The organism is Candidatus Devosia phytovorans (assembly GCA_029202405.1).
In the GTDB taxonomy this organism is placed as follows: Bacteria; Pseudomonadota; Alphaproteobacteria; order Rhizobiales; family Devosiaceae; genus Devosia; species Devosia phytovorans.
Window position 1 is genome coordinate 1,693,210 of the sequence record CP119312.1, and the last position, 24,061, is coordinate 1,717,270.

The window sequence follows — 24,061 nt, forward strand, 5'->3', positions numbered from 1 at the left end:
CTACTGGACGTTGAGGCGGAGGCTGAGCTCGCGCAGCTGTTTGGGGGCAGCCGGGCTCGGCGCGCCCATCAGCAGGTCTTCGGCCTGCTGGTTCATCGGGAAGGCCGTGATCTCGCGCAGGTTTTGCACGCCGCAGATCAGCATGACGATACGATCGACGCCGAAGGCTGCGCCGCCGTGTGGCGGAGCGCCATACTGGAAGGCGCGATAGAGGCCACCAAACTGTTCCTCGACCTCGTCGCGGGTCTTGCCGGTCAATTCGAAGGCCTTGACCATGGTGTCGGGCAATTGGTTACGGATCGAGCCGGAGGCGATTTCATAGCCATTGCAGACCGCATCATACTGATAGGCCTTGATGGTCAGCGGGTCCTGGCTGTTGAGCGCGTCGATCCCGCCCTGCGGCATGGAGAAGGGGTTGTGCGCGAAGTCGAGGCGCTTTTCCTCTTCGCTCCATTCGTAGAAGGGGAAGTCGACGATCCAGCACAGGGCGAACTGTTCGGTATCGACCAGGTTCAGGTCGGTACCGACCTTGGTGCGGGCTTCGCCGGCGAATTTGTAGAATTTTTCAGGACGACCGGCGACAAAGAAGACGGCGTCGCCATCATCAAGGCCAAGCTGGGCCTTGAGGGCGGCGGTGCGCTCTTCGCCGATGTTCTTGGCGATCGGGCCCGAGCCCTGCCCTTCCTTGAAGAAGATGTAGCCAAGTCCCGGCTGGCCTTCGCCCTGCGCCCAGGCGTTCATGCGGTCACAGAAGGCGCGGCCGATCGGTTCGGCCCCGGCCTTGTTCTTGGCTGGGATAGCCCAGACCTCGACCTTGGAATCGGCTTCGATCTGGTTGGCGAAGACCTTGAAGCCGGAACCGGCGAAATGCTCGGTGACGCCCTGGATCTCGATCGGGTTGCGCAGGTCGGGCTTGTCGGAACCATATTTGCGGATCGCCGTGTCATAGGGAATGCGCGGCCAATCCTTGGTGACGCGCTTGCCGTCGGCGAACTGCTCGAAAATGTCGGTGATGATTGGGGTCATCGTGTTCCAGACGTCTTCCTGGGTGACGAAGCTCATTTCCAGGTCGAGCTGGTAAAATTCACCCGGCAGGCGATCGGCGCGCGGATCTTCGTCGCGGAAGCAGGGCGCGATCTGGAAGTAGCGGTCAAAACCGGCGACCATCAGCAACTGCTTGTACTGCTGGGGCGCCTGCGGCAGGGCAAAGAACTTGCCGGGATGGATGCGCGACGGCACGAGGAAGTCGCGCGCGCCTTCGGGCGACGACGCAGTCAGGATCGGCGTCGAATATTCGGCAAAGCCCTGCTCGGTCATGCCGGCGCGCATGGCGGCAATCACCTTGGTGCGCTTGACCAGGTTTGCATGCAGCTTCTCGCGGCGCAGGTCGAGGAAGCGGTAGCGCAAACGGACGTCCTCGGGATATTCCTGATCGCCGAACACGGGCAGCGGCAGTTCCTTGGCCGCCGAGAGCACTTCGATCTCGCGGATGAAGATTTCGATCGTGCCAGTGGGCAGATTGGGGTTTACGGCCGAGGCGTCACGGAGCTTCACCTCGCCGTCGATGCGAAGCACCCATTCCGAGCGCACCTTTTCGGCCTGCGCAAAGGCAGGAGAATCGGGGTCGATGACGGCCTGGGTCACGCCATAGTGGTCGCGCAGATCGATGAACAGCAGGCCGCCATGGTCGCGGATGCGATGCACCCAGCCGCTGAGACGGACGGTCTGGCCGGCGTCCTGAGCAGTAAGGGCTCCGCAGGTGTGCGAGCGGTAGCGATGTGAGGTCATGGTCGGAACTCTGAAAAAGGCCTGAATCTTGGGCGGGAAAAGCGCATGAGAGGTCCCGCTTGTCAAGGTGAGCGGGTTACGGGAGCGCATTGCGATTGGCGCGCCGCAAGCTGAGAAATCGGCTGACCAAATTCCGGTATGGAGTGAAAGGGCTGCACCTGCTAGGAAGAATATTGACGATTTTGAGACGGACGCCGGTATGGACCTGATTATTTCCACGGATGTGCTCGCGGCATTCTGCGAGCGCGCTGCCAATTTTGACTTTGTAACTGTCGATACCGAATTCCTGCGCGAGACCACCTACTGGCCCAAGCTGTGCCTGATCCAGGCGGCCACTGACGACGAAGCCGTGCTCATCGATCCGCTGGCGCCGGGCCTCGACATGTCCAGTTTCTTCGACCTGCTGGCGAACCCGAACATCACCAAGGTGTTCCATGCAGCCCGACAGGACATCGAAATCTTCGTCAAGCTGACGGGCAAGGTGCCGGTCAATATTTTCGATACCCAGATCGCGGCCAGCGTCTGCGGTTTTGGCGACAGCGTCTCCTATGACAATCTCGTCCGCTCCATCACCAATGTCGAACTCGACAAGTCATCCCGCTTCACCGACTGGTCGGCGCGGCCGCTGACCGAAAAGCAGCGTCTCTATGCGCTGGCCGACGTGACGCATCTGCGCGACATCTATCGCGAATTGCGCAAGCAGGTGGACGCAACCAAGCGCTGGGACTGGGTCGAGGACGAGCTGGGCGTGCTGCGCAGCATCGACACCTATGTGATTCAGCCCGAGCACGCCTGGGAACGGCTCAAGATGAAGATCAATCGTCCGCGCGACCTGGCGGCGCTCAAAAAGCTTGCCGCCTGGCGCGAGAAGCGGGCGCAGGATGGCGACCAGCCGCGCAGCCGCGTGCTCAAGGACGATGTGCTGTTCGAACTGGCGCAGCAGCGCCCGCTCACGCCAGACGCCTTCGAAAAGCTCCGCGCCGTGCCGCGCGGTTTCGGCCGGTCTTCGGCTGCAGCCGAGATCATGGCGCTGCTCAAGGATGTGGAAGCACTGGGCAAGGCGGAACTGCCGACCATGCCGGAGCGCTATCGCGGCCCCTCGCCCAAGGGCGCCGTGGGTGACCTGATCCGCGTGCTGCTGAAATCGGTCGCCGAGCAGCATGGCGTTGCCGCCCGCATTCTAGCGACCTCGGACGAGATCGATGCGCTGGTGCTCGATGACGATGCCGACGTCCCGGCCCTCAAGGGCTGGCGCCGCAAGCTGTTTGGCGAAAAGGCACTCGATATCAAGCATGGTCGAATCGGCCTGGTGGCGACGCGCCAGGGCGTCATCGAGATCGCTGTGAAGGATACGGTTCCGGCTGAGTAGTTTAGCCTGAATTGGCAATGTTGCGCCGCGATGATATTATTGCCGGATGCGAGACATTGGCCGCGAACTGTTGCTGAAAGAACTGGCCGCGCTCCGGCCGATACTGGAGCGCGACGGCGTCGTTCATTTGCAGCTCTTCGGCTCCCGCGCTCGCGGTGACAATCGCACCGACAGCGATGTCGATGTTCTGATCGATGTCGATCGCAGCCGGAAGTTCTCTCTTATCGACATGGCAGGCGTTTATAACCGGATCCTTGACGCTACAGGACTGGAATCCAGCGTCGTGGTTCGAGATGATGCTCCGGAGGAATTCGTGGACCGCGTTCTCGAAGAAGCGGTCGAGGTGTTCTGATGGTCGTGACGACCCGTGACCGACTGTTGCATATCAAAACAGCGATCAACGACGTCCACGATGCTGTGTGCGGTCTAACCATGGATGTCGTTGAAGAGAGTCGCGTACCGCGGTTGGCTTTTGAGCGCGCTATCGAGATCATAAGCGAAGCATCAAAAAGCATCCCAGATGACCTCAAGAAGGCCTACGGCCAAGACATTCCCTGGCACGACATCGCGTCGATCGGCAATCTCCTGCGCCATGCCTATCATCGCACCAGCCTCAAGGCTCTGTGGGCGATCTATACTAACGACCTCGATCCGCTCGAAGCCGCCATTGACGCCATGATGGCCGCTATTCCACCTTCACATCCGACGACTTGAACCCCGCCACATTGGCGAAATGGTCCAGCCGGCCGCGCAGGTGTTCGCCGCTGAGGAAGGCCATGTCATTGGGCAGGACCAGCGAAAGCGCATCGCCATGGATGTCGAAGCGGATGCGCGGCAGGATGCCGGGCATGGCGGCGGTCATCGGATAGGCAACGCGGAAGAGCGCGCCGATCAGGCGGGCCCGCGCGGTAAGTTCGGCCGAGCCCAATGGCGCCAGCGGGGCGGCCGTCTTGCTCTTGAGGCCGTCATAGCGGATGGCGATGACCTGAGCCAGAAACGCCCGACCGGGGTGGTCGACGCCGCTGAGCGAGCTATAGGCGACGGCATCGACGCTCTGCGGGCCGCGATAGTCAGGATGCGAACGCCAACCGATGTCGGAGAGCAGGCAGACAACGTTGCGCAGGCGTTCCTCATCGGCCGTCTCTGCGGCGCCGGAGGCAGCCAGGAACTTGCCGGTGAATTCGATCAGGTCGTTGGCATGGGAGGGCGAGCGTGAGCGCAGAACGGAGAGTTCCTCGGCGCCCTGGATCAGCGGGTCGATTGCCTGTTCGCGCTTGTCGAGCAGGCCATAGAGATAGCCTTCACGGACGCCGAGCGCCGAGAAGACCACGTCGGCGAAATTGCCGGCCTTGAGGACTTCGGCAAGCACGGCCGCGCCGAAGGGCACGAGTTCGCGGCGCGATGAACTGACATTTTCGGAGCCTTCATAGCCCTTGAGAGAGCTGGCGCCGATGATGGCGTTGCAGAAGGCGATCATGTCGTCGGCCGGGACGACGTAGTTCTGCACCATGTGCAGCGGGTAGCCCTTGACGATCTGGTGCAGCTTGGCCAGCGAGCGCCAGGTGCCGCCGATGGCAACGAAGGACTGGCCCTTGTCGATCCTGTCCAGCCCGGCCTTGACCATCTGGTCGCGAACGATGCCGGCAGCCTTGGTGGGCGAGCCATTGCTGTCGTCCTGAAGGCGGATGACGCCGAGTTCGAAGGAGGCGCCATCGGTATCAGCGCCGTTACGGATGCTCGACAATTCAAGGCTGCCGCCGCCCAGATCGCCGACGACACCGGCAAAGCCGGGAATGCCGGCCACGGCACCGAGTGCGGCAAAATGGGCTTCCTGTTCGCCGCTGAGCACATTGACCTTGGTCTCCATCAGCGCCTCGACGGCATCGACGAATTCCTGGCGGTTGGCGGCGTCGCGGACGGCAGAGGTCGCCAGAACATGCACCTTGCCGACACGCATCATGCGCGCGACAAGGGCGAAGCGTTTGATGGCGTCGAGCGCCTGGGCCATGTTGGCTTCGGCGAGGCGGCCGGTCTGGCCGACGCCGCGGCCCAGGGCACAGGCGGACTTTTCGTTATAGAGCGGCGTCAGGGCACGCGCATGGCGCTCATAGACCACCAGGCGGACCGAGTTTGATCCGATATCCAGCACGGCAACGGGTTTGGCGCCCTTGATGCGGCCTTGCGCGGTTGGATCCGCATCGACGCCCCAGAACTGATTCAAGCGAGACCCTCATCATCGACCCCACCAGCGCTGCCGCGACCGGACAGCGAGGGGTTGGTCATGAAATAGTCATGCGCGTTGAAGGGTTCCTCCCCATCGGCGACACGCATGCGGTGCGAGCTGCCATCGGGCAGCACTTCCCAGCTCTGCTGGTTGTCGCGCAGATAGGCAACCAGAATCCGGTCGAGGATCTGCTTATGCACGGTCCTGTTGAGAATTGGCACCATGACTTCAACGCGGCCATCGAGATTGCGGCCCATCAGGTCGGCGGAGGAAATATAGACCGTGGCGCGTGGGTTGGGCATGGCCTCACCATTGCCGAAACAATAGATGCGGCTGTGTTCAAGGAAGCGGCCAACCACCGATTTGACGCGGATATTATCCGAGAAACCGGGAATGCCGGGCCGCAGGCAGCAGATGCCGCGGACGATGAGATCAACCTTCACGCCCGCCTGGCTGGCGTCGTAGAGCGCGTCGATGGTGGCGGGATCGACCAGCGAGTTCATCTTGAGCAGGATGCTGGCCGGCTGGCCATTGCGGGCAAATTCCATCTCGCGGGCAATGCTGTCGAGCAGGGTCTCGCGCAGGTTGACCGGCGAGACTGCAATGGTTTCGAGCTCGGTCGGGCGGGCATAGCCGGTGATGAAATTGAACACGCGGGCGACGTCGCGGGTGATCGCCGGGTCGATGGTGAAATAGCTGAGGTCGGTGTAAATCTTGGCGGTGATCGGGTGATAATTGCCCGTGCCGATGTGGCAGTAGCTGACCAGCTTGCCCTTTTCGCGGCGCACCACCTGGCTGAGCTTGGCGTGTGTCTTGAGCTCGATGAAACCGAAGACCACCTGGGCCCCTGCCCGCTCGAGGTCGCGCGCCCAGCGGATATTGGCCTCTTCGTCGAAACGGGCTTTGAGCTCGACCAGACAGGTCACTGACTTGCCCGCCTCGGCGGCAAGCACCAGCGCCTTGATGATCGGGCTGTCGGCAGAGGTGCGATAGAGCGTCTGCTTGATGGCGACGACGTCCGGATCACGGGCCGCCTGCATGAGGAATTGCGCGACGACGTCAAAGCTTTCGAACGGGTGATGGACCAGAATGTCCTTGGCGCGGATGGCGGCAAAGCTGTCGCCGCTATAGTCACGGATGCGCTCTGGGAAGCGGGCGTGATAGGGCGTGAACTTGAGGTCGGGGCGGTCGACGTCGCAGACTTTTCGGGCATCGGCCAGGCCGAGGAAGCCCTGCACCTCGAAGACGTCGCCTTCCTTGACGCCGAGCTGTTCGCCAATCTGGCGCTTGAGGGCACGGGTCATGGAGCCTTCGATTTCGAGGCGGATCACCTGGCCGCGGCGACGCTGGCGCAGGGCGGTCTCGAATTCCACCACCAGATCGGCCGCCTCGTCGTCGATTTCGATTTCGCTGTCGCGAATGACACGGAAGGCGCCCGAGCCGACGACTTCATGGCCGGGGAACATCTTGTGGAAGAAGAGTTTGACCAGCGTATCGATGGTCACGACCTCACTGCGGCCTTCGGAGACGAGGCCGCTGGGCAGGTTGATGAAGCGGTCAAGATTGCCGGGAATGCGCACCAGGGCGGTGAGCGGAATATCGGTATCGGGGCGCTTGAGCTCGAAGGCCAGCGCGAGGCCGAGATTGGGGATGAACGGAAACGGATGCGCCGGATCGACAGCGATGGGCGTCAGGACCGGGAAGATCTCCTCGCGGAACAGCTTCTGCAGATAGTCGATCTGGTCGGCCGTGAGGTCGTCGGCCTCGTGGATGACCACATTCTGCTCGAACAGCTCTTCACGCAGGCTCTGCCAGTGGTCCTGCTGCTCAAGCTGGAGGTGCTGGGCCAGCGTGGCGATCTCTTCGAGCTGCTCGGCCGGGGTCAATCCGTCGGCACTGAGCTTGGAGAGGCCGGCGCGCATCTGACCCTTGAGGCCCGCGACGCGGACCATATAGAATTCGTCGAGATTATTGGCCGAGATGGAAACGAAGCGCAGGCGTTCGAGCAGCGGATGGGCGGCATTGCCGGCTTCCTCGAGCACGCGCATGTTGAACTGCAGCCAGCTGACCTCGCGATTGACGAAGCGCGCCGGGCTCTTGCGCAGCGCCTCGACATCAGGAACCGAAGCTTCGGTATCGGCGAACTCGCTCAGCTCATTCATCGTCGGTGTCCCAGTCCTGTTCGTCAATCGCTTCGCCGCGTGCCACCCGCCTGCGGTCCAGCGCGTCGGCGGCTATGCTGCGGGTGATGGCGGTGCCCTTGGCCAAGGCCAGGCGATCCATCAGATCGGCCAGAATCACCGCTTCCTCGGTCGATCGTTCCATGCGGGCGACCAGGTAGCCAATGGTCTTCGGATCCACCATGATCTGGCGATCTCCGAATAATTTCACGAACATCTGTGACAATTGAATGTCATCGGACAGGTCCAGGGTGAAGGCCGTCGCGCGGCGGATACGCGAGCGCACATCATCGGTGGTCAGCGGCCAATTCGCAACGTCTTCCCGCGCGGTGAGCAGAAGCGGCCGCTGTTCGCGCATAGACTGGTTGAGCAGGTGAAAGAGGCCGGGTTCGTCATAGCCCAGGCGATCGACATCCTCGACGATCAGCGGTGCCGTGCCGCCGTGGGTGGCCAGATCCTCCAGGTCATCGACGCCCGCAAACAGCGCGTGACTGCGGTCGGCAAAGATGCGGGACAGGTGCGACTTGCCCGATTTTGCCGGGCCGGTGAGCAGGGTGATCGGATCGGGCCAGTGGGGGAAAGCCATGATGCGCCCGTAGGCCAATTCATTGCCCTCGCCCACCATGAAGTCAGCTTCGCCCTGGGCCGTGACATGACCCAGTTCGAGCGGCAACTGGCCCCTGGCGAGCTCGCTATCAGATGGCGCTGCCACCGGAGCCACCATTGCGACCGAGATAGAGCGCGCTTTCCTTGTATTTGCGCACGGCATAGCGAACCAGGACCGAGGCAATCGCGGCCATGGGCACGGCCAGCAGCAGGCCGACGAAGCCGAAGAGCGCGCCGAGTGCCAGGAGGGCAAACATCATCCAGACCGGATTGATCGAAATCGCCGAGCCAACCAGCTTGGGATAGAGAATATTGCCCTCGATGAACTGCCAGAACAGGAAGATACCGCCGACGAGCACGACCATCCACCAGTTCGGCCAGAACTGGACCAGGGCGATACCGACCGAGAGGCCGAAGCCGAAGATGAAGCCGACGAAGGGCACAAAGCTCAACAGGCCTGCCATCAGGCCGACGACGAGGCCGAAATTGAGCCCGATCAGGCTGAGCGCGGTGGCGTAGAAGGCAGCATCGAGCAGCAGGACACCGCCCTGCCCGCGGATCACGCCGGCCATGGACTTGTCGATGTCGCGCAGGACAGACTGGATCTCGCCCTTGTGCTCCTGGGGAAGCAGGCTGTCGATGCCAGCCACCATGCCTTCCCAGTCGAGCAGGAGATAGAAGGAGATGACGGGCGTCAGCACGATGAAGCCGATGACGGTTGCGCCGGTCAGGCCGATATTGACCAGTTCGCCTGGGATGGTAGCGATGAAGCCAAGGGCCTGGCGGGCCAGATCATTGAGGCTGGTCTGCAGCTGTGCAGCACGTTCAGGGCCAAGCCACTCGGTGATTTCAGGCGACCAGCGGGCGAACAGGGCCTGCAGGTCCGCCACATAACCCGGCAGGCGCTGGATGAGGCCAATAATCTGCTGGCCGATCAACGGCACGAACATGAAAAAGATCGACAGGACCAGAGTGATCACGCTGAGCAACACCACGGTCGTCGCCCAGGCGCGGTTGAACCGCCATTTCTGAAGCTGGTTGACCAGCGGGTTGAGCAGATAGGCCAGAGCCACGCCAACCACGAAGGGCAAAAGGATGCCACGGAACAGCCAGAGCACCAGAACGAGCCCGATCAGCAGCCCAATCCAGATCAGCACTTGATTTCGTAGTGTCATGGTGCCGGGCGGCCCTTGCGTCAGTTGGGTGGAGAAGCTATCAGGCCTCTAGCTTCCGGCTCCGGAATTGGCAACCGCCTTGGCCTTCCGGTTCTGCCTTTTGCGCACGCTTTCCTCATATGGAACAGGGGCCAATGTCCGATCCGCAAAACCTGACACCAAACGGTCTCTCATACAAGCAGGCGGGCGTCGACATCGATGCCGGCAATGCGCTGGTAGAAGCCATCAAGCCCGCCGTTCGTTCCACGCGCCGTCCAGGCGCCGATGGCGAGATCGGCGGCTTTGGCGGATTGTTCGACCTCAAGGCTGCCGGCTTTACCGATCCGGTGCTGGTGGCGGCCAATGACGGCGTCGGTACAAAGCTCAAGATCGCGATCGATACGGGCAATCATTCGACCATCGGGCAGGACCTGGTGGCGATGTGCGTCAACGACATCATCGTGCAGGGTGCCGAGCCGCTGTTCTTCCTCGACTATTTTGCCACCGGCAAGCTCGATGTCGAACAGGGCACGGCCATCGTCAATGGCATTGCCGAGGGCTGTCGGATCGCCGGCTGCGCGTTGATCGGCGGCGAAACGGCCGAAATGCCGGGCATGTATCATGGCAAGGACTATGACCTCGCCGGCTTTGCCGTGGGCGCGGCCGAACGCGGCACGCTGCTGCCTCGCGCCGACATCGCCGAGGGTGACGTGCTGGTCGCCATTGCCTCTTCAGGCGTGCATTCCAACGGCTATTCGCTGGTGCGCAAGATCGTCGAGATCTCGGGCGCCGACTGGTACATGGACGCGCCCTTCCAGTCCGGCACGCCACTCAGCGAAGCGCTGCTGACGCCGACGCGCATATACGTGAAGCCGCTGCTTTCCGCCCTCAAGGCTGGCATCGGCATCAAGGCGCTGGCCCATATCACCGGCGGCGGCTTCATCGACAATATTCCGCGTGTGCTGCCCGACCATCTGGCCGCCCATGTCGACCTCAATGCGATCACCGTGCCGAAGGTCTTCGGCTGGCTGAGCCATGCCGGTGGCATGGAGGAGCGCGAAATGCTGCGCACCTTCAACTGCGGCGTTGGCATGCTGGTGGCGGTTGCGCCGGAAGATGCGGACACGCTGGTCGCGCATCTGAGCGAAGCCGGCGAGATCGCTTCGGTGGTCGGCAGGCTGACGGCGCGCGATGGCGAGCCGGTGACCTTCGAAGGCAAGCTGGCGCTATGAGCCGCAAGCGCGTCGCGATCCTGATTTCGGGCCGCGGCTCGAACATGTCGGCGCTGATCAAGGCGGCCAAGGCGGAGGACTATCCGGCAGAGATCGTCGGTGTCCTGTCCAATCGCGCGGCAGCGCCGGGCCTCGAGATCGCGGCGGCAGAAGGCATTGCCACGGCCTCGCTGGCGCAGAGCAAATTCCCCAGCCGGGACATGTTCGAAGACGTCATGACCCAGATCCTCGAAAGCTGGGACGTGGACCTGGTCTGCCTCGCCGGCTTCATGCGCATTCTGGGCGAGGATTTCGTCAATCGCTGGGAGGGCAAGATGATCAACATCCACCCGTCCCTGCTGCCGCTCTATCGCGGCCTCGACACCCACGCACGTGCCCTGGCCGATGGCGCCACGGTGCACGGCTGCACGGTGCATTTCGTGACGCCGGGGCTTGATGAAGGCGCAGCGATCCTCCAGGCCGAAGTCCCGGTGCTGCCGGGCGACACGCCGGAGACCCTCGCCGATCGCATTCTGGTGGAAGAGCACCGCATCTATCCCGAGGCGCTGCGTTTGCTGGCCTCGGGACAGGTTGTTGCGCCTTAGGGCAGAGCCTTGATGAAGGCCGTGACGACCTTGGCCGAATTGTCCGATGCCAGACCCATGAATGTGCCCATCTCATTCTCGCCTTCGCCGCCGCCGGCCAGATCGGACAGCGAACGGAAGGCGATGAAGGGCACGCCGTTGGCATAGGCGACATGGGCAACTGCGGCGCTTTCCATGTCCAGCACGCGCGCTTCGAAGGTGTCGAAGGCATATTCGCGGAACGCGGCATTGTCGACGAAGGCCGCGCCGGACACGCCATTGCCGCCGACATGGATGCCGGGTGCGCTGGTCAGGCAGGCCTTGTCGGCCGTGCAGTCATCCAGCGTAACATCGGCAGCCACGCTTTCCGCGACGGCCAGCAAGTCCGGGTCAACGGCGAACCAGAACTTGTTCTCCGGTTCTGCGTCAGCACGTGTAACCGTCACTTCCTGCGGGAAGATCATGCCGTAGTTGACATGCGATGCCTCGAGAAACGGCGGCGGCGTGAACTCACCTTCGGCGGTCTCGCGCGCCATGATTACTTCCAGATATTGGCCCCACTGCGCCGGAACGATCACGTCGCCGATATGCCGCTCCGGATCGACACCGCCCGCAATCCCGGAGAACACGATGCTATCCACGTTAAAGGAATCCAGCACCACCTGAGTGTTCATCGCCGCATTGACCATGCTGACGCCGGTCAGGAACAGCACCACCGGCTTGCCCTCGATCAGGCCGGTCGCAAAGGTCGTGCCATTGACGGAATAGTCCTTGCGCTCCTGCAAGACGGTCTGCAGCGCTACCCATTCCGGTGCAAAGGCCGACATCACAGCAATGCGTGGCGTGGTATCCAGCGTTTCCGCGGCCAGCGCTGGCGTGGCGCAGATGGCGCAAACTACCGCCACTGCGGCCAAATTCCCCTTAGTCATTGTATTTCCCTCATAATTGACCGTCGCAGGCTAGTCCGAGCCGATCTCTGGCAATAGCCGGTGGCGCTGCATGGCAGCATCCCATCACGCAAATTGATCGGGCCCATTGTCAAAATCGGTTCGACCTTTGTTCCATCGAGGCGTAGCGTCCGGCCTCTGCGAAGGGGAATCACATGTCTGTCCGCGATTGGTCCTGGATCATCCTGCTTGGCGCCATCTGGGGTTGCTCGTTCATTTTCAACGCGATCCTGATCCGCGAAATCGGCCCACTCTGGGTCACATCCTTCCGGGTCGGCATTGGTGCATTGGGCTGCTGGATAGTCATGGCCGCGCTGCGCAAACCGGTTCCGCGCGATCCAAAGCTATGGGTGCAACTGGGCCTGCTTGGCATTATCGCCTATGCCATCCCCTTCGCCCTGTTTCCCCTTGCCCAGGCGCATCTGGCCAGCGGCGTAGCCGCGATCATCAACGCGCTGACGCCGATGGTGACCGCGGTCATCTCCCATTTCTGGATCGGCGGCGAAAAGGCCTCGCGAACAAAGATGACCGGGGTCGCCATCGGCTTTGTCGGCGCAACCATCCTGGTCTCGCCGGCCCTCAGCGCTGGCGGCAGTTCCAACCTCTGGGCCATTGCGGCCTGTCTCGGCGCGACGCTCTGCTACGCCATTTCGCTCAACATCACGCGCAGCTTCAAGCATGTCGAGCCGACGGCCTTTGCCTCCATCGCACTGACCGGGGCCACGATCATCGCCGTGCCGATCGCTTTTCTGAGCGAAGGCGCGCCGGTGATGACGCGCCCCGAAACCTATGGCGCAGCTTTGGCCATCGGCCTGCTGTCGACGGCCTTCACGTTCCAGATCATGTATCGCATCCTGCCACGCGTCGGCGCGACCAATTTTGCAACCACGACCTTTATCGCGCCAATCTCGGCGCTGATCCTGGGTGTCACGGTGCTGCGCGAAACTGTGCTGCCGATCCAGATCCTGGGCATGGTGGTGATCTTTTTCGGGCTGCTGTTCATCGATGGCCGCATCCGCAAGATCTGGAACCGCGTTCCGGCCTGACGGAACCTGGCCTGGCGCACAGAGTTGGGGTCCTTGAGGAGCCCGACATGAACCAGAATAGACCTGACATCGATCCACGGCCCGTACCGGAAATCGTGCCGCAGCCAGAGCCCGCGCCGCCGCAGCCAGTCGACCCGGTGCCGCCCTCACCGCAGGAATTGCCTGATACTCCACAACCCGTGGAAGATCCCACTCCCGGCCAGCCTGCACCAGAGCCGGGCCCTGGCGGCGACCAGCCACCAACGAGGAGCTAGAGCAATGAGCGAGAAACATCCCCATTCCAAGCCCGAGACGCGCCGCCCCGACCCGGTGCCGCCCATGCCGGTGAACCTGCCCACCAGCAATGCCGATCACCCCGGCACGACCCCGCTCCGCCACGGCGAAAAGGATCCGCTGGACTATAACCTGCCGCCCGAACCCAAGAACGACTGGAATCCCTGAAACAGAAACGGCGCCTCGCGGCGCCGTTCTTTTTGACCCTACTCGATCCCGAGCTTTTGCTTCATCAGCTCGTTGAGAGCCTGCGGATTGGCCTTGCCGCCCGAGGCCTTCATGGCCTGGCCGACGAACCAGCCGAGCATGGTCGGCTTGGCGATGCACCTGCGCCACCTTGTCCGGGATTGGCCGCGATGATCTCGTCCACCGACGCTCTCGATGGCGCCCGTGTCGGTCACCTGCTTCATGCCGCGCGCCTCGACGATCGCGCGCGGTCGCCGCCTTCCTCGCGATGAGGATCTCAGCAGGTCCTTGGCGATCTTGGAGGAGATGGTCCGGTCGGCGATCAGGTCGACGATGGCCGGCGATCTGCGCCGGCTGAGATGGGTCCGAGACGGCGACGCCCTGACTCTTGTTGCAAAGCGCCGAACGTCGCTGATCACGAAATTGGCCGACCGCCTTGCCGTCCGCTGGCGCCTTGGCCACGCGCCTCGTAATAGTCGGCCGTGTCGCGCTCGGCCACCAGCACGCTGGCGTCATAGGCGGTGACGCCGTAGTCGCTGACGAAGCGCGCCTTCTTCTCGTCCGGCAGCTCCGGCAGGCCTCGGCCAGCTTGTCGACGAAGGCGTCGTCGAACTCAAGCGGCAGCAGGTCCGGATCGGGGAAGTAGCGGTAGTCATGCGCCTCTTCCTTGGAGCGCATGGAACGCGTCTCGCCGGCTTCGGGATCGTAGAGACGGGTTTCCTGATCGATGGAACCGCCATCCTCCAGGATCTCGATCTGGCGGCGGGCCTCGACCTCGATGGCCTGGCCGATGAAAGCGGATGGAATTGACGTTCTTGATCTCGCAGCGCGTGCCGAATCGCTCGCCCGGCTTGCGCACGGAGACGTTCACGTCGGCGCGCAGGATTGCCCTTCTCCATGTCGCCGTCGCAGGTGCCCAGATAGCGCAGGATGGTGCGCAGCTTGCGCCACATAGGCCTTGGCCTCCTCGGACGACCGCAGGTCGGGCTTGGAGACGATTTCCATCAGCGCGACGCCCGAGCGGTTGAGATCGACAAAGCTCATGTTCGGATGCTGGTCGTGGATCGACTTGCCGGCATCCTGCTCGAGATGCAGGCGCTCGATGCCAATCTCGATCTGCCCATCGGGCATGTCGAGATAGACCAGCCCTTCGCCGACGATCGGGATCCTTGAACTGGCTGATCTGGTAGCCCTGCGGCAGGTCGGGATAGAAAGTAGTTCTTGCGGTCGAAGACCGAGCGGTTGTTGATCTGCGCCTTGAGGCCCAGGCCTGTGCGCACCGCCTGGCGAACGCATTCCTCGTTGATGGCCGGCAGCATGCCGGGCATGGCCGCATCGACGAAGCTGACGTTGGCATTGGGCGGGCTGCCGAATTCGGTCGACGAGCCGGAGAACAGCTTGCTCTCGCTGGTCACCTGCGCATGCACTCTCCATGCCAATGATGACTTCCCAGTCGCCGGTGGAACCCTTGATGAAGCTCTTGGGATTGGGCGTGCGGGTGTCGATAAGGGTCAATTGAACAGTCCTGCGAGGCAAGGCGAAACTATGCCAAACGCATAGAGCCTAGGGGGAATGGATGCAATTGCTTTGAGCCAGATTCACGGCCCGGACGTCAGTCCTCGTCCTCGATGTCGCCTTCGAAGGGCATGAGGTGCTTTTCGAGATGGACGCTCATGAAGGGTTCGTGGGCGGCGCGGCCATCTGGGCGCAGGGCCAGGATGCGATAGCCCTGCTTTTCATAAAAGCGCACGGCGCGGACATTGTCGGCCGGGGTTTCGAGCTGGACGCGTTCGGCGCCCTCCAGTTCGAGCATGCTCTCCATGCGGCGCAGCAGGCGCGAACCGATGCCGTGGCCCTGCAATTCGGGCATGACGAAGAGGTAGGGAATATAGGCGCGGCGTGAGGAACGGGAGCACCAGCCGACGGCTATGCCATCGACCTCGGCGACAATGATGCGGCTCAGCGTTTCGCCGACCGCCTGGCTCAACCGGCGCTTTTCAGCGTCGCGCATGCCGGTTCGCTCGGTCAAAAGCGGCAGGATGCCCTTCTCCCAGGCGCGATAGGCGATCTCGGCCAAGCGGGGCGCATCAGACTTCTCGGCTTTGCGAATGCTGATACCGGGCATGAGGCCTCCTGCCAGATCAAGGAACTAGCCGCGCCGCCGCGCAGCGATGATGCCCTTCTCGTAGTTGATGTTCCAGTCGATCAGGGTCCGCCACACAAGTTCGGCCTGATCCTCGTCAAGATCAAGTGCCAAACTGCGATCGCGGACCTTGGCAATGACCGCTTCGATACGGGCCGGATCGCGCGCTTCGTGCGGATCGGTCTTGATTTGGGCCATGCGGGTCACATAGGCGTGGCGTTCGGCAAACAGCGTCAGAAGGGCCATGTCGACGCGGTCGATCTCGGCACGGACGTCGTCCTTGGTTTCGCAGGCGTCGGGCAGCTTGGTGGCAGTCACTTGGAATTCCCGTCTCGATTTGCTGTTGCTGGTTTGCACCGGCTGGGTCGCGATTTCAACCACACGGCTTGCGCATTTGGTCCAGTCGGGATTATCAAAACGTCATGTCTAGCCAGTTCGAGATTGCCTGAGACCCCGTCCAAAGCGTGACGGGGCAGAATGAACCAGCCGGGTGCCGGGCGTGATGCCGGCAGCTGGTACTGTTTGTTCGCGGGCTCAGGCCCGCCCAGGGCAACTGACATTTCATGGATATTTCCCGAGACGAACAGCGGGTGCTGCATGCACTGGCGCAGGGCGGCCGCATCGCGCTGCTCAAGACCGAGGCCGGCAAGGTGACGGGCCTCGAATTCTTCAACCGCGAGGGCTGGCTGATGAGCAATTGCAGCCTCGTGCTGTTCAGGAAGCTCAAGGCCAAGAAGGCGATCCGCTCGCAGGGTGGTGGCCCCTACCGGATCACCCGGCGCGGCCTCGAACTGGTGCGCAGCGAGGTGGATAACCGCTGACGATCCGGCTAAACCGCGCGGATAATTTGACAAATCTTCCGCCGCATTGCCCATTGGCAGTGTGGCGGGAGAGCTTTTCATGACGAGCCAGATACGCATGGGCGCCATTTTCTGGCTGCTGACGGTGGAATTCTTCATTGCCCAATTTGTGGCACAGGCTGCATTTGCCGGCTTTTCGCTGACCGAGATGGATATCAGCGTGTTGGGCGTGTCGGGCTGCGCGGGCGAAAATCCCAACGCATTGGCCCCCTACTGCTCGCCACTGCATCTGGTGTTCAATGGCGGCATCATCCTGAATGGCGTGCTGATCCTTCTGGGCATCTGGTTTACGCGCAGGCTCTGGCCACGGGGCGGACTGACCGCGGCGGGGCTCTGGCTGCTGGCCATTGGCGGGGGCGTCGGCAGCATCATGGTTGGCTTTTTTCCCTATGACATCAACCGGCCACTGCACACGGTGGGCGCCATCCTGGCCCTTTGTGTCGCGGGTTTTGGCATGCTGGCTTTGGCAGGCGCATTCTGGCGGCCGTTCCGGAAATTTGCCATCTATACGCTGGCCACCGGCGTGGTGACCCTTGTCGGCTTCGTGCTCTATGGGCTGAATATCCACCTGGGGATCGGTGGCGGCACAATGGAGCGCATCGCCGCCTGGCCCCACACCATCTGGTATGTGGTGGCCGGTGCGCTGATCCTGCGCGGCCATTTCAAAGACCGCGCAGCGCAGGCTTAGTGGCGGGTAACTTCGCTCAGGGCCGCGGCAATGTGTTCCCATTCGTTGGAAACGCTGGCCGTGGCGCGGCGCTTGCCGGCGCGGCGATACCAGTAATCGGCATTGCCCATGTCCGCTTCGATCCAGTGCATCAGGGCATGGACCCAGTCAAAGGCCTGAACGCCTTCCATGGCCTGGACGATATTGTGGGCCATTTCCCATTCGGGACCGACGCGCAATTCGCCCTTCTTCAGCCACCACAGGGCCTGGAGCGGCTTGCTCATGTCCCTTGGCGGCTCGGACCAGTCGAGCGTGGTAAAGATATCAACGGCCATCGGCTTGGTCCCTGTCGGCCCGGACGCAGCGGCAGGCCGCGTCACGACGAGTTTCAACTTATGCATGGGGCGCAAATAGTGCGGAAACGCCGTGCGATCAAGTCACACGCCGATTCTTGCTTACCACCAGGCCTTGGGAGCGAAGTCACCACCGGCGCTTTTCTCGATGACGCGGGCGGCGGCAAAGAGCGTTTCCTCGTCGAACGGCTTGCCGATCAGCTGCAGGCCGAGCGGCAGTCCCTTGCCGTCCTTGCCGGCCGGCAAGGCGATGCCGGGCAGGCCCGCCATGTTCACGGTAACGGTGAAAACGTCCTGCATATACATCGCCACCGGATCGGCGGCCAGGGTCTCATCGCCAATGCCGAAGGCGGCAGACGGCGTGGCCGGGGTCAGGATGGCGTCGACGCCGGCGTGGAAGGCGTCCTCGAAATCCTTCTTGATCAGCGTGCGGACCTTCTGCGCCTTGACGTAATAGGCGTCGAAATAGCCGGCCGACAGCACATAGGTGCCGATCATGATGCGGCGCTTCACCTCGCGGCCGAAGCCAGCGGCGCGGGTGAGCTCGTACATGTCAGTGATGTCCTTGCCCGTGACGCGCAGGCCGTATTTCACGCCGTCATAGCGCGCGAGATTGGACGAGGCCTCGGCGGGGGCGACGATGTAGTAGGCCGGCAGCGCGTATTTGGTGTGCGGCAAGGAAATATCCTTGACCGTGGCGCCTTCGGCCTTGAGCCATTCAAGACCCTGGCTCCAGAGCTTTTCGATCTCTGGCGCCATGCCATCGATGCGATATTCGCGCGGCACGCCGATGGTCAGACCCTTGACGCCACGCTCGACGGCAGCGGCGAAGTCGGGCACGGCGATATCGACGCTGGTCGAATCCTTGGGATCGAAGCCCGACATCGAGGTCAGCAGCAGCGCCGCATCTTCCACCGTACGCGCCATCGGACCAGCCTGGTCGAGCGACGACGCAAACGCAACAGTGCCCCAGCGCGAGGCGCGGCCATAGGTCGGCTTGATGCCAACCGTGCCGGTCAGCGCGGCCGGCTGGCGAATCGAACCGCCCGTATCGGTCGCGGTCGCGCCGGCACAGAGCCAGGCGGCAACGGCTGCAGCCGACCCGCCCGAGGAGCCGCCGGGCACCAGGTTTGCATTGCTGCCCTCGGCCCGGAACGGACTGACCACCGGGCCGTAGTAGGAGGTCTCGTTGGACGAGCCCATGGCGAATTCGTCCATGTTGAGCTTGCCCAGCATGACGGCACCATCGCGCCAGAGATTGGCGGTGACGGTGGATTCGTATTCGGGCTTGAAGCCATCGAGAATGTGACTGGCGGCCTGGGTGTGGACGCCCTTGGTGGCGAACAGGTCCTTGATGCCCAGCGGAATGCCTTCCAGGGTGCCGCCCTGCCCCAAGCCAAGCTTTTCGTCGCTGGCCTTGGCCATGTCGAGCGCCTGGTCAGGCGTCACGGCGACATAGGCATTGAGCGCCGGATTGGCCGTTTCGATCGCCTTGAGATAGGCGCCAGTCAGCTCGGTGGCGGTGAAGCTCTTGGCTTCTAGCCCCTTGCGGGCTTCGGCAATGCTCAGCTTGGTCAGATCAGTCAAAGTCTTGTCTCTCTTGTTCAAACGGCGGCGGCTTCAGCCACACACGCCGGAGCTGACAGGGGGAATTCGAAAAAGGCCGACCATTGGCTGTCGGGATAGTCGAGGAACGGACCACGCGCGACAAAGCCAGCGCGGGTATACAGCCGATGCGCCTCGGCCATGCCATCGCCAGTGCCGGTTTCGAGCATGACGACGGGCAGGTCGCGCTCCCTTGCGAGACCGACGATGCGCTCGAGCAGCAGGCTGCCGACGCGCTGGCCGCGGACCTCGGGAAGCGTGTACATGCGCTTGACTTCGCCCAGCTCGGCAGAATGGACTTTCAGCGCACCCATGCCGACCGCCCTGCCCGTCTCGTCGCGCGCCACAAACAGCGTCGTGTCGCTGTCGGCCATCTGCTCCACCGTCATCTTGAACTGGAATTCCAGCGGCGACAGCGGGATGAGATGGTCGTTGAGATGGGCGACAAGCATGCGCACATCGTCCTGCAGCGGTGTCTCTATGGCGATGGCGATCGCCATTACTCGATCACCTTTGGCACCATGAAGAAATTGTCTTCGGTCAGCGGCGCATTCTTGACGATGGTCTCTGCATAGCCACCATCGCTGATCACGTCATCACGGCGGCGCAGGGTCATCGGCGTGACCGACGTCATGGGCTCGACGCCATCGACATTGACCTCGGCAAGCTGCTCGACGAAGCCGAGGATGGCGTTGAGTTCGCTCTGGTAGGCTTCCACTTCGTTATCTTCGATGCGGATGCGCGCCAGGCGACCAATGCGCTTCACGGTTGCGGCGTCGACGGACATGGGAAACTCCAGATAGAACGGCTCTTGCGGCGTTATTAGCAATGCGTTGCGGCAAAAGACAATGAAAATGGCTGATGCGGCGGATCAGACTTCCAATGCAAGGCCGGGTTCGAGGGAAACCAACCCGCTGCCATCAAGCAGTTCGCGCAATATCGGTATGGCATGATCCACGTCAGCCTCGTCGGCAGCAAGAGCCAGCAGCCGCGGTGGCCGATCCTCCAGCACGGCTTTTCCCAGCCTTGCGATCTGGACACCCGTCCCGAACAGAACTGTGGTCGCAACCTCGGCCCAGCGTCCAAGCACAGGCGGCTCACCCGTGAGTAAAAGCAGCGGCGTCTCGCCCATGGCATCGATCAAAATCGATCCCTGCCCGACCGACCATAGCTCAACCTCCGGCAGCACTCCGCCCTCGTCGATCAAATTGAGCGGCTTGCGCGGTTTCCATTCGCGCCCGCTCACCTCAATCAGCTCCGCGCCGAACTGTTCGATGACGCGATCCGCACCGCTCACGAGCTCCCGTGCATCGATCCCCTTCGGCGCCCGGTTCGCGTCGACAACGAGAATCGCCCCGCCAATGTGGATGCGGATGGTGGTGCCGCCGAACCAGGTGAGTTTCATGAAGGTCGTTATCCTGTCGCCAAACCGGGCGGCACCCTATAGGACAAAGCCATGACCGACGAGCCCACCGAAGACTTTGCCAATCCCTTAGCCGCCATCCCCGCCACTGGCCGGATCATGGCGCTCGATCTCGGTACCAAAACCATCGGCGTCGCGATCAGTGACGGCATGCGCTATTCGGCGACGCCGCTCGAAACCATCAAGCGGACAAAATTCACCCAGGATGCCGAGCGCATTGTGGAACTGATCGGGCAGAATCAGATTGCCGCGATCATCCTCGGCCTCCCACTCAACATGGACGGGTCCGAGGGGCCGCGCGTGCAGTCGACGCGCGCCTTTGCCCGCAATCTGGCGCAGAAGACGCCGCTTCCCATCGCCTTCTGGGATGAGCGGCTTTCCACCAGCGCCGTGACCCGCATGATGATCGAAGCGGACCTCCGTCGTGATCGCCGCGCCGAAGTGGTCGATAAACTCGCCGCCAGCTACATTTTGCAGGGTGCGCTCGACCGTCTTCGTCGTTGATAGAGTCAACATTGGGTTGAACCGAGCCGCTCCCTCCGCTAGACCGCAGCAAATATCAGGGAGCGGAGCCTATGGCCGCAATGACGCTTGCCGGAACTTCCGGCGACTTTCCCCCCTTCGCCCAGCGACATCTTCTATCCATTGCCGATTTGAAGCAGCATGAGATCGTCGACCTGCTGGACCGTGCCGAGCGCATGGTGCCGGTGTCGCGGCAGGAGCGGAAAAGCCATCCGACGCTTTCCGGCAAGACGCAGATCAACCTGTTCTTTGAGCCGTCCACCCGTACGCAGGGCTCGTTCGAGATCGCCGGCAAGCGCCTTGGCGCACAGGTGATGAACATGTCGGTCAAGTCGAGCTCGGTCTCCAAGGGCGAGACGCTGGTCGATACGGCCGCAACGCTCAACGCCATGCGACCGGACGTGATCGTGGTGCGCCATTCGGCGGCTGGCGCGGTGGAGCTGCTGTCCCAGAAGGTGGGTTGCGCGGTGATCAATGCCGGCGACGGCGCGCATGAGCACCCGACCCAGGCGCTGCTCGATGCGCTGACCATCCGCCGACACAAGGGCATGCTGGCCGGGATGACCGTCGCCATCTGCGGCGATATCGCCAATTCCCGCGTCGTTCGGTCCAACCTGCTGCTGCTCGGCGCACTCAATGTCCGCACCCGCGTCATCGCTCCGCGCAATCTGTTGCCCGCTGGCATCGAGCATCTGGCGACGGAGGTCTTCACCGACATGCGCGACGGCCTCAAGGATGTCGACGTGGTGATGATGCTGCGCCTGCAGCATGAGCGCGCCAATGGCCGGATGATCCCATCGGTGCGTGAGTATTACCGCTTCTATGGCCTTGATGCGGAAAAGCTGAGCTATGCCAAGCCCGATGCCATCGTCATGCATCCCGGCCCGATGAACAGGGGGGTCGAGATCGACCCGGCCATTGCCGATGGCCCGGCCTCGGTCATTACAGACCAGGTAGAAATGGGTGTGGCCGTGCGCATGGCTGTGCTCGATGCTCTGCTGCCGGCAGGAGATGACGCATGAGCCGCCCCCTTCTCATTGAAAATGCCCGCGTCATCGATCCGGCTTCCGGCACGGATGCGCGCGGTGCGGTGCTGGTCGAGAACGGGTTGATCTCCGACCTGGCAACCAACGGCCCGGTCGGCGTGCCGGATGGGGCCGAAGTGATCAATGCCAATGGCCTGATCCTTTCCCCTGGCTTGATCGACATGCGGGTCTTTACCGGCGAACCGGGCAAGGAATATCGCGAGACGCTGGCTTCGGCGGGCGATGCGGCCGCTGCCGGCGGCGTCACCAGTTTCGTGATGATGCCCGATACGGCACCGGTGGTAGATGATGGCGCGCTGGTGGATTTTCTCATTCGCCGCGCCAAGGCCACGAGCAAGGTCAATGTGCTGCCAGCGGGCGCCATTACCAAGGGGCTGGCGGGTCAGGAAATGACCGAATTTGGCCTGTTGCAGGAAGCCGGTGCGGTCTGCCTGACGGACGGCCGCAATTCCATCCAGTCCAATTCGCTGCTCCGGACCGTGATGAGCTATGCCGCCAATTACGGCATGACGATCGTCCACCACGTTTCGGACAAGAGCCTGACCGGCGATGGCGTGATGAACGAGGGCCTGTTTGCCACGGTGCTCGGCCTCAAGGGCATTCCGCGCGAGGCCGAGACCATTCCGCTGGCGCGCGATCTGCAGCTGGCGGCACTGACCGCAACGAAGTATCACGCGGCGCAAATTTCATGCGCTGCTTCGGTGGATCTGGTGACGGCGGCCAAGACACGCAACCGGTCGGTTACGGCTGGGATCTCGATCAACAATCTGGCGCTCAACGAGAATGACATCGGGCGCTACCGGACCTTTTTCAAGCTCTCCACGCCCTTGCGCAGCGAGGATGATCGGCAGGCGGTAATCGCCGGGCTCAAGAGCGGCGCGATCGACACGATCCATTCCGACCACGATCCGCAGGATACCGAGGTCAAGCGTCAGCCATTTGCCGAGGCGTCGGATGGCGCCATCGGGCTCGAGACACTGCTCGCTGCGGCGCTGCGGCTGGTGCATTCGGGCGATGTCGACCTGATGACCATCCTGCGGGCCATGACCAGCCGGCCTGCCGATATTCTTGGCCTCCAGTCCGGCCGTATCGCCAGGGGCGCACCGGCCGACCTGATCCTGTTCGATCTCGACTATCCCTGGCAGGTTGCCGAGGGCGAAATCCGGTCGAAATCGCGCAATACAAGCTTTGAAGGCGCGCGCCTTGCTGGCAAGGTAATGCGCACCATCGTGGGCGGGCAAACCGTCCACACACATAAGGACTGAGCATGGACATCAATCTCATCTTTGCGGCGGTCTTTGCCTATCTCTGCGGGTCGATCCCCTTCGGCCTGTTGCTGACGCGGGCGGCTGGCCTTGGCGATATCCGGGCCATCGGCTCAGGCAATATCGGCGCAACCAATGTGCTGCGCACCGGCAACAAGGGCCTCGCGGCCGGCACGCTGGTGCTCGATGCTGCCAAGGCGGCGCTTGCGGTGCTGGTGGCGCGTCACTTCATGGGTGGCGAAACTGCCGCCATGGTGGCGGCGGTCTTTGCCTTCCTCGGCCATTGCTTCCCGGTCTGGCTCGGCTTCAAGGGCGGCAAGGGCGTGGCGGTAATGATCGGCTCGCTGCTGGCGCTGAGCTGGCCCGTGGGCCTGATCTTCTGCGCGGTATGGCTGCTGATCGCCTTTGCCCAGAAGATGAGTTCGCTGGCAGCGCTGACGGCGTCGGCAACCGCGCCGATCTTTGCCTTTGTCATCAGCGGCGATGTGTGGCTCGCCGGCACCGTGGCGCTGATGGCCCTCATGCTGTTCTACCAGCATCGCGAAAACATCTCCCGCCTGATGGCCGGCACCGAGTCCAAGATCGGCTCGGGCAAGCCCAAGGCGTAAG

Annotated in this window: 26 protein-coding genes and 1 pseudogene; 13 read left to right on the top strand and 14 right to left on the bottom strand. The window is 62.6% G+C overall.

Translation table 11 applies throughout. From position 1 onward, the window contains the following. Positions 1-1,788 (bottom strand): aspartate--tRNA ligase, encoded by a 1,788-nt coding sequence (gene aspS / locus P0Y65_08420; GenBank protein ID WEK06253.1) that lies wholly within the window; start codon positions 1,786-1,788, stop codon positions 1-3. Positions 1,789-1,987: 199 nt separating this feature from the next. Here aspS and rnd point away from each other — a divergent pair, with 199 nt between their 5' ends. The 3 genes from rnd to P0Y65_08435 all read left to right on the top strand — a co-directional run bounded on the left by rnd (position 1,988) and on the right by P0Y65_08435 (position 3,871). After that, positions 1,988-3,157 carry a ribonuclease D gene (rnd, locus tag P0Y65_08425; GenBank protein ID WEK06254.1) on the top strand — a complete coding sequence of 390 codons (1,170 nt, stop codon included), beginning with the start codon at positions 1,988-1,990 and terminating at the stop codon, positions 3,155-3,157. A gap of 70 nt (positions 3,158-3,227) precedes the next feature. Continuing rightward, a complete protein-coding gene (locus tag P0Y65_08430; protein ID WEK06255.1) occupies positions 3,228-3,509 on the top strand; it encodes a nucleotidyltransferase domain-containing protein in 282 nt (93 codons plus the stop codon). Beyond that, the gene (locus P0Y65_08435) at positions 3,509-3,871 is read left to right on the top strand and encodes a DUF86 domain-containing protein (GenBank protein WEK06256.1); all 363 of its coding nucleotides are present in this window, start codon (positions 3,509-3,511) and stop codon (positions 3,869-3,871) included. Before P0Y65_08430 ends, P0Y65_08435 begins: the two co-directional genes overlap by 1 nt. On the opposite strand, the gene P0Y65_08440 is transcribed toward P0Y65_08435, so the two are convergent. The 4 genes from P0Y65_08440 to P0Y65_08455 are packed head-to-tail and all read right to left on the bottom strand — an operon-like array spanning position 3,843 to position 9,324. Next, positions 3,843-5,378, bottom strand: coding sequence for a Ppx/GppA phosphatase family protein (locus P0Y65_08440; GenBank protein ID WEK06257.1), 1,536 nt, complete (start codon positions 5,376-5,378; stop codon positions 3,843-3,845). The two genes, P0Y65_08435 and P0Y65_08440, sit on opposite strands and share 29 nt — an antisense overlap. Continuing rightward, positions 5,375-7,543 carry an RNA degradosome polyphosphate kinase gene (locus P0Y65_08445; GenBank protein WEK06258.1) on the bottom strand — a complete coding sequence of 723 codons (2,169 nt, stop codon included), beginning with the start codon at positions 7,541-7,543 and terminating at the stop codon, positions 5,375-5,377. The genes P0Y65_08440 and P0Y65_08445 overlap by 4 nt, the downstream gene beginning before the upstream one ends. Further along, positions 7,536-8,273 carry a hypothetical protein gene (locus P0Y65_08450; protein ID WEK06259.1) on the bottom strand — a complete coding sequence of 246 codons (738 nt, stop codon included), beginning with the start codon at positions 8,271-8,273 and terminating at the stop codon, positions 7,536-7,538. Before P0Y65_08450 ends, P0Y65_08445 begins: the two co-directional genes overlap by 8 nt. Continuing rightward, the gene (locus P0Y65_08455; protein WEK06260.1) at positions 8,257-9,324 is read right to left on the bottom strand and encodes an AI-2E family transporter; all 1,068 of its coding nucleotides are present in this window, start codon (positions 9,322-9,324) and stop codon (positions 8,257-8,259) included. The genes P0Y65_08450 and P0Y65_08455 overlap by 17 nt, the downstream gene beginning before the upstream one ends. 152 nt (positions 9,325-9,476) lie before the next feature. Here P0Y65_08455 and purM point away from each other — a divergent pair, with 152 nt between their 5' ends. Both purM and purN read left to right on the top strand, forming a co-directional pair. After that, positions 9,477-10,553 (top strand): phosphoribosylformylglycinamidine cyclo-ligase, encoded by a 1,077-nt coding sequence (gene purM / locus P0Y65_08460; protein WEK06261.1) that lies wholly within the window; start codon positions 9,477-9,479, stop codon positions 10,551-10,553. After that, complete coding sequence (gene purN, locus P0Y65_08465) at positions 10,550-11,137, top strand: phosphoribosylglycinamide formyltransferase (GenBank protein WEK06262.1); 588 nt, start codon at positions 10,550-10,552, stop codon at positions 11,135-11,137. The genes purM and purN overlap by 4 nt, the downstream gene beginning before the upstream one ends. Here the strand turns inward: purN and P0Y65_08470 are convergent. Continuing rightward, complete coding sequence (locus P0Y65_08470; protein WEK06263.1) at positions 11,134-12,045, bottom strand: 5'-methylthioadenosine/S-adenosylhomocysteine nucleosidase; 912 nt, start codon at positions 12,043-12,045, stop codon at positions 11,134-11,136. The genes purN and P0Y65_08470 overlap by 4 nt on opposite strands. Before the next feature lie 173 nt (positions 12,046-12,218). Between P0Y65_08470 and P0Y65_08475 the strand changes: the two genes are divergently transcribed. Together P0Y65_08475 and P0Y65_08480 are read left to right on the top strand one after the other, a co-directional pair. Next, positions 12,219-13,109 (top strand): DMT family transporter, encoded by an 891-nt coding sequence (locus P0Y65_08475; GenBank protein WEK06264.1) that lies wholly within the window; start codon positions 12,219-12,221, stop codon positions 13,107-13,109. A gap of 258 nt (positions 13,110-13,367) precedes the next feature. After that, positions 13,368-13,550, top strand: coding sequence for a hypothetical protein (locus P0Y65_08480; GenBank protein ID WEK06265.1), 183 nt, complete (start codon positions 13,368-13,370; stop codon positions 13,548-13,550). 38 nt (positions 13,551-13,588) lie between these two features. Here P0Y65_08480 and gatB read toward each other — a convergent pair. The 3 genes and pseudogenes from gatB to P0Y65_08495 form a co-directional block, all read right to left on the bottom strand. After that, positions 13,589-15,041, bottom strand: a pseudogene (gene gatB, locus P0Y65_08485) (Asp-tRNA(Asn)/Glu-tRNA(Gln) amidotransferase subunit GatB). A gap of 139 nt (positions 15,042-15,180) precedes the next feature. Next, positions 15,181-15,693 carry a GNAT family N-acetyltransferase gene (locus P0Y65_08490; GenBank protein WEK06266.1) on the bottom strand — a complete coding sequence of 171 codons (513 nt, stop codon included), beginning with the start codon at positions 15,691-15,693 and terminating at the stop codon, positions 15,181-15,183. Positions 15,694-15,717: 24 nt separating this feature from the next. Beyond that, positions 15,718-16,029: a chorismate mutase gene (locus P0Y65_08495; protein ID WEK06267.1), complete on the bottom strand. Its 312-nt coding sequence runs from the start codon at positions 16,027-16,029 to the stop codon at positions 15,718-15,720. 245 nt (positions 16,030-16,274) lie between these two features. On the opposite strand from P0Y65_08495, the gene P0Y65_08500 reads away from it, so the two are divergent. Beyond that, the gene (locus P0Y65_08500; protein ID WEK06268.1) at positions 16,275-16,532 is read left to right on the top strand and encodes a YjhX family toxin; all 258 of its coding nucleotides are present in this window, start codon (positions 16,275-16,277) and stop codon (positions 16,530-16,532) included. 79 nt (positions 16,533-16,611) lie between these two features. Further along, positions 16,612-17,259, top strand: a complete 648-nt coding sequence (locus P0Y65_08505) for a DUF998 domain-containing protein (GenBank protein ID WEK06269.1) — start codon at positions 16,612-16,614, stop codon at positions 17,257-17,259. On the opposite strand, the gene P0Y65_08510 is transcribed toward P0Y65_08505, so the two are convergent. The 5 genes from P0Y65_08510 to P0Y65_08530 form a co-directional block, all read right to left on the bottom strand. Beyond that, positions 17,256-17,573: a hypothetical protein gene (locus P0Y65_08510; GenBank protein ID WEK06270.1), complete on the bottom strand. Its 318-nt coding sequence runs from the start codon at positions 17,571-17,573 to the stop codon at positions 17,256-17,258. The two genes, P0Y65_08505 and P0Y65_08510, sit on opposite strands and share 4 nt — an antisense overlap. A 120-nt stretch (positions 17,574-17,693) precedes the next feature. Beyond that, complete coding sequence (gene gatA / locus P0Y65_08515; GenBank protein ID WEK06271.1) at positions 17,694-19,178, bottom strand: Asp-tRNA(Asn)/Glu-tRNA(Gln) amidotransferase subunit GatA; 1,485 nt, start codon at positions 19,176-19,178, stop codon at positions 17,694-17,696. Positions 19,179-19,195: 17 nt separating this feature from the next. Further along, a complete protein-coding gene (locus P0Y65_08520) occupies positions 19,196-19,696 on the bottom strand; it encodes a GNAT family N-acetyltransferase (GenBank protein WEK06272.1) in 501 nt (166 codons plus the stop codon). Beyond that, positions 19,696-19,983 (bottom strand): Asp-tRNA(Asn)/Glu-tRNA(Gln) amidotransferase subunit GatC, encoded by a 288-nt coding sequence (gatC, locus tag P0Y65_08525; protein WEK06273.1) that lies wholly within the window; start codon positions 19,981-19,983, stop codon positions 19,696-19,698. Before gatC ends, P0Y65_08520 begins: the two co-directional genes overlap by 1 nt. 84 nt (positions 19,984-20,067) lie before the next feature. Continuing rightward, positions 20,068-20,601, bottom strand: a complete 534-nt coding sequence (locus P0Y65_08530) for a hypothetical protein (GenBank protein ID WEK06274.1) — start codon at positions 20,599-20,601, stop codon at positions 20,068-20,070. A 51-nt stretch (positions 20,602-20,652) separates the two neighbouring features. Between P0Y65_08530 and ruvX the strand changes: the two genes are divergently transcribed. From ruvX to plsY, 4 genes are all read left to right on the top strand, one after another. After that, positions 20,653-21,123: a Holliday junction resolvase RuvX gene (gene ruvX, locus P0Y65_08535; protein ID WEK06275.1), complete on the top strand. Its 471-nt coding sequence runs from the start codon at positions 20,653-20,655 to the stop codon at positions 21,121-21,123. A 71-nt stretch (positions 21,124-21,194) separates the two neighbouring features. Then, on the top strand, positions 21,195-22,163 hold the full coding sequence (locus tag P0Y65_08540) for an aspartate carbamoyltransferase catalytic subunit (GenBank protein WEK06276.1): 969 nt from the start codon (positions 21,195-21,197) through the stop codon (positions 22,161-22,163). After that, the gene (gene pyrC, locus P0Y65_08545; GenBank protein ID WEK06277.1) at positions 22,160-23,452 is read left to right on the top strand and encodes a dihydroorotase; all 1,293 of its coding nucleotides are present in this window, start codon (positions 22,160-22,162) and stop codon (positions 23,450-23,452) included. Before P0Y65_08540 ends, pyrC begins: the two co-directional genes overlap by 4 nt. A gap of 2 nt (positions 23,453-23,454) precedes the next feature. Then, positions 23,455-24,060 (top strand): glycerol-3-phosphate 1-O-acyltransferase PlsY, encoded by a 606-nt coding sequence (gene plsY / locus P0Y65_08550; protein WEK06278.1) that lies wholly within the window; start codon positions 23,455-23,457, stop codon positions 24,058-24,060. Position 24,061 lies beyond the last annotated feature (1 nt).

What these genes read in the sequence shown, in the direction of transcription:
- aspS (WEK06253.1), bottom strand. Translation starts at nt 1,788, where the DNA reads ATGACCTCACATCGCTACCGCTCGCACACCTGCGGAGCCCTTACTGCT.
- rnd (WEK06254.1), top strand. Translation starts at nt 1,988, where the DNA reads ATGGACCTGATTATTTCCACGGATGTGCTCGCGGCATTCTGCGAGCGC.
- P0Y65_08435 (WEK06256.1), top strand. Translation starts at nt 3,509, where the DNA reads ATGGTCGTGACGACCCGTGACCGACTGTTGCATATCAAAACAGCGATC.
- P0Y65_08445 (WEK06258.1), bottom strand. Translation starts at nt 7,543, where the DNA reads ATGAATGAGCTGAGCGAGTTCGCCGATACCGAAGCTTCGGTTCCTGAT.
- purM (WEK06261.1), top strand. Translation starts at nt 9,477, where the DNA reads ATGTCCGATCCGCAAAACCTGACACCAAACGGTCTCTCATACAAGCAG.
- purN (WEK06262.1), top strand. Translation starts at nt 10,550, where the DNA reads ATGAGCCGCAAGCGCGTCGCGATCCTGATTTCGGGCCGCGGCTCGAAC.
- P0Y65_08470 (WEK06263.1), bottom strand. Translation starts at nt 12,045, where the DNA reads ATGACTAAGGGGAATTTGGCCGCAGTGGCGGTAGTTTGCGCCATCTGC.
- P0Y65_08475 (WEK06264.1), top strand. Translation starts at nt 12,219, where the DNA reads ATGTCTGTCCGCGATTGGTCCTGGATCATCCTGCTTGGCGCCATCTGG.
- P0Y65_08480 (WEK06265.1), top strand. Translation starts at nt 13,368, where the DNA reads ATGAGCGAGAAACATCCCCATTCCAAGCCCGAGACGCGCCGCCCCGAC.
- P0Y65_08490 (WEK06266.1), bottom strand. Translation starts at nt 15,693, where the DNA reads ATGCCCGGTATCAGCATTCGCAAAGCCGAGAAGTCTGATGCGCCCCGC.
- P0Y65_08500 (WEK06268.1), top strand. Translation starts at nt 16,275, where the DNA reads ATGGATATTTCCCGAGACGAACAGCGGGTGCTGCATGCACTGGCGCAG.
- P0Y65_08505 (WEK06269.1), top strand. Translation starts at nt 16,612, where the DNA reads ATGACGAGCCAGATACGCATGGGCGCCATTTTCTGGCTGCTGACGGTG.
- P0Y65_08510 (WEK06270.1), bottom strand. Translation starts at nt 17,573, where the DNA reads ATGGCCGTTGATATCTTTACCACGCTCGACTGGTCCGAGCCGCCAAGG.
- P0Y65_08520 (WEK06272.1), bottom strand. Translation starts at nt 19,696, where the DNA reads ATGGCGATCGCCATCGCCATAGAGACACCGCTGCAGGACGATGTGCGC.
- gatC (WEK06273.1), bottom strand. Translation starts at nt 19,983, where the DNA reads ATGTCCGTCGACGCCGCAACCGTGAAGCGCATTGGTCGCCTGGCGCGC.
- P0Y65_08530 (WEK06274.1), bottom strand. Translation starts at nt 20,601, where the DNA reads ATGAAACTCACCTGGTTCGGCGGCACCACCATCCGCATCCACATTGGC.
- ruvX (WEK06275.1), top strand. Translation starts at nt 20,653, where the DNA reads ATGACCGACGAGCCCACCGAAGACTTTGCCAATCCCTTAGCCGCCATC.
- P0Y65_08540 (WEK06276.1), top strand. Translation starts at nt 21,195, where the DNA reads ATGGCCGCAATGACGCTTGCCGGAACTTCCGGCGACTTTCCCCCCTTC.
- pyrC (WEK06277.1), top strand. Translation starts at nt 22,160, where the DNA reads ATGAGCCGCCCCCTTCTCATTGAAAATGCCCGCGTCATCGATCCGGCT.
- plsY (WEK06278.1), top strand. Translation starts at nt 23,455, where the DNA reads ATGGACATCAATCTCATCTTTGCGGCGGTCTTTGCCTATCTCTGCGGG.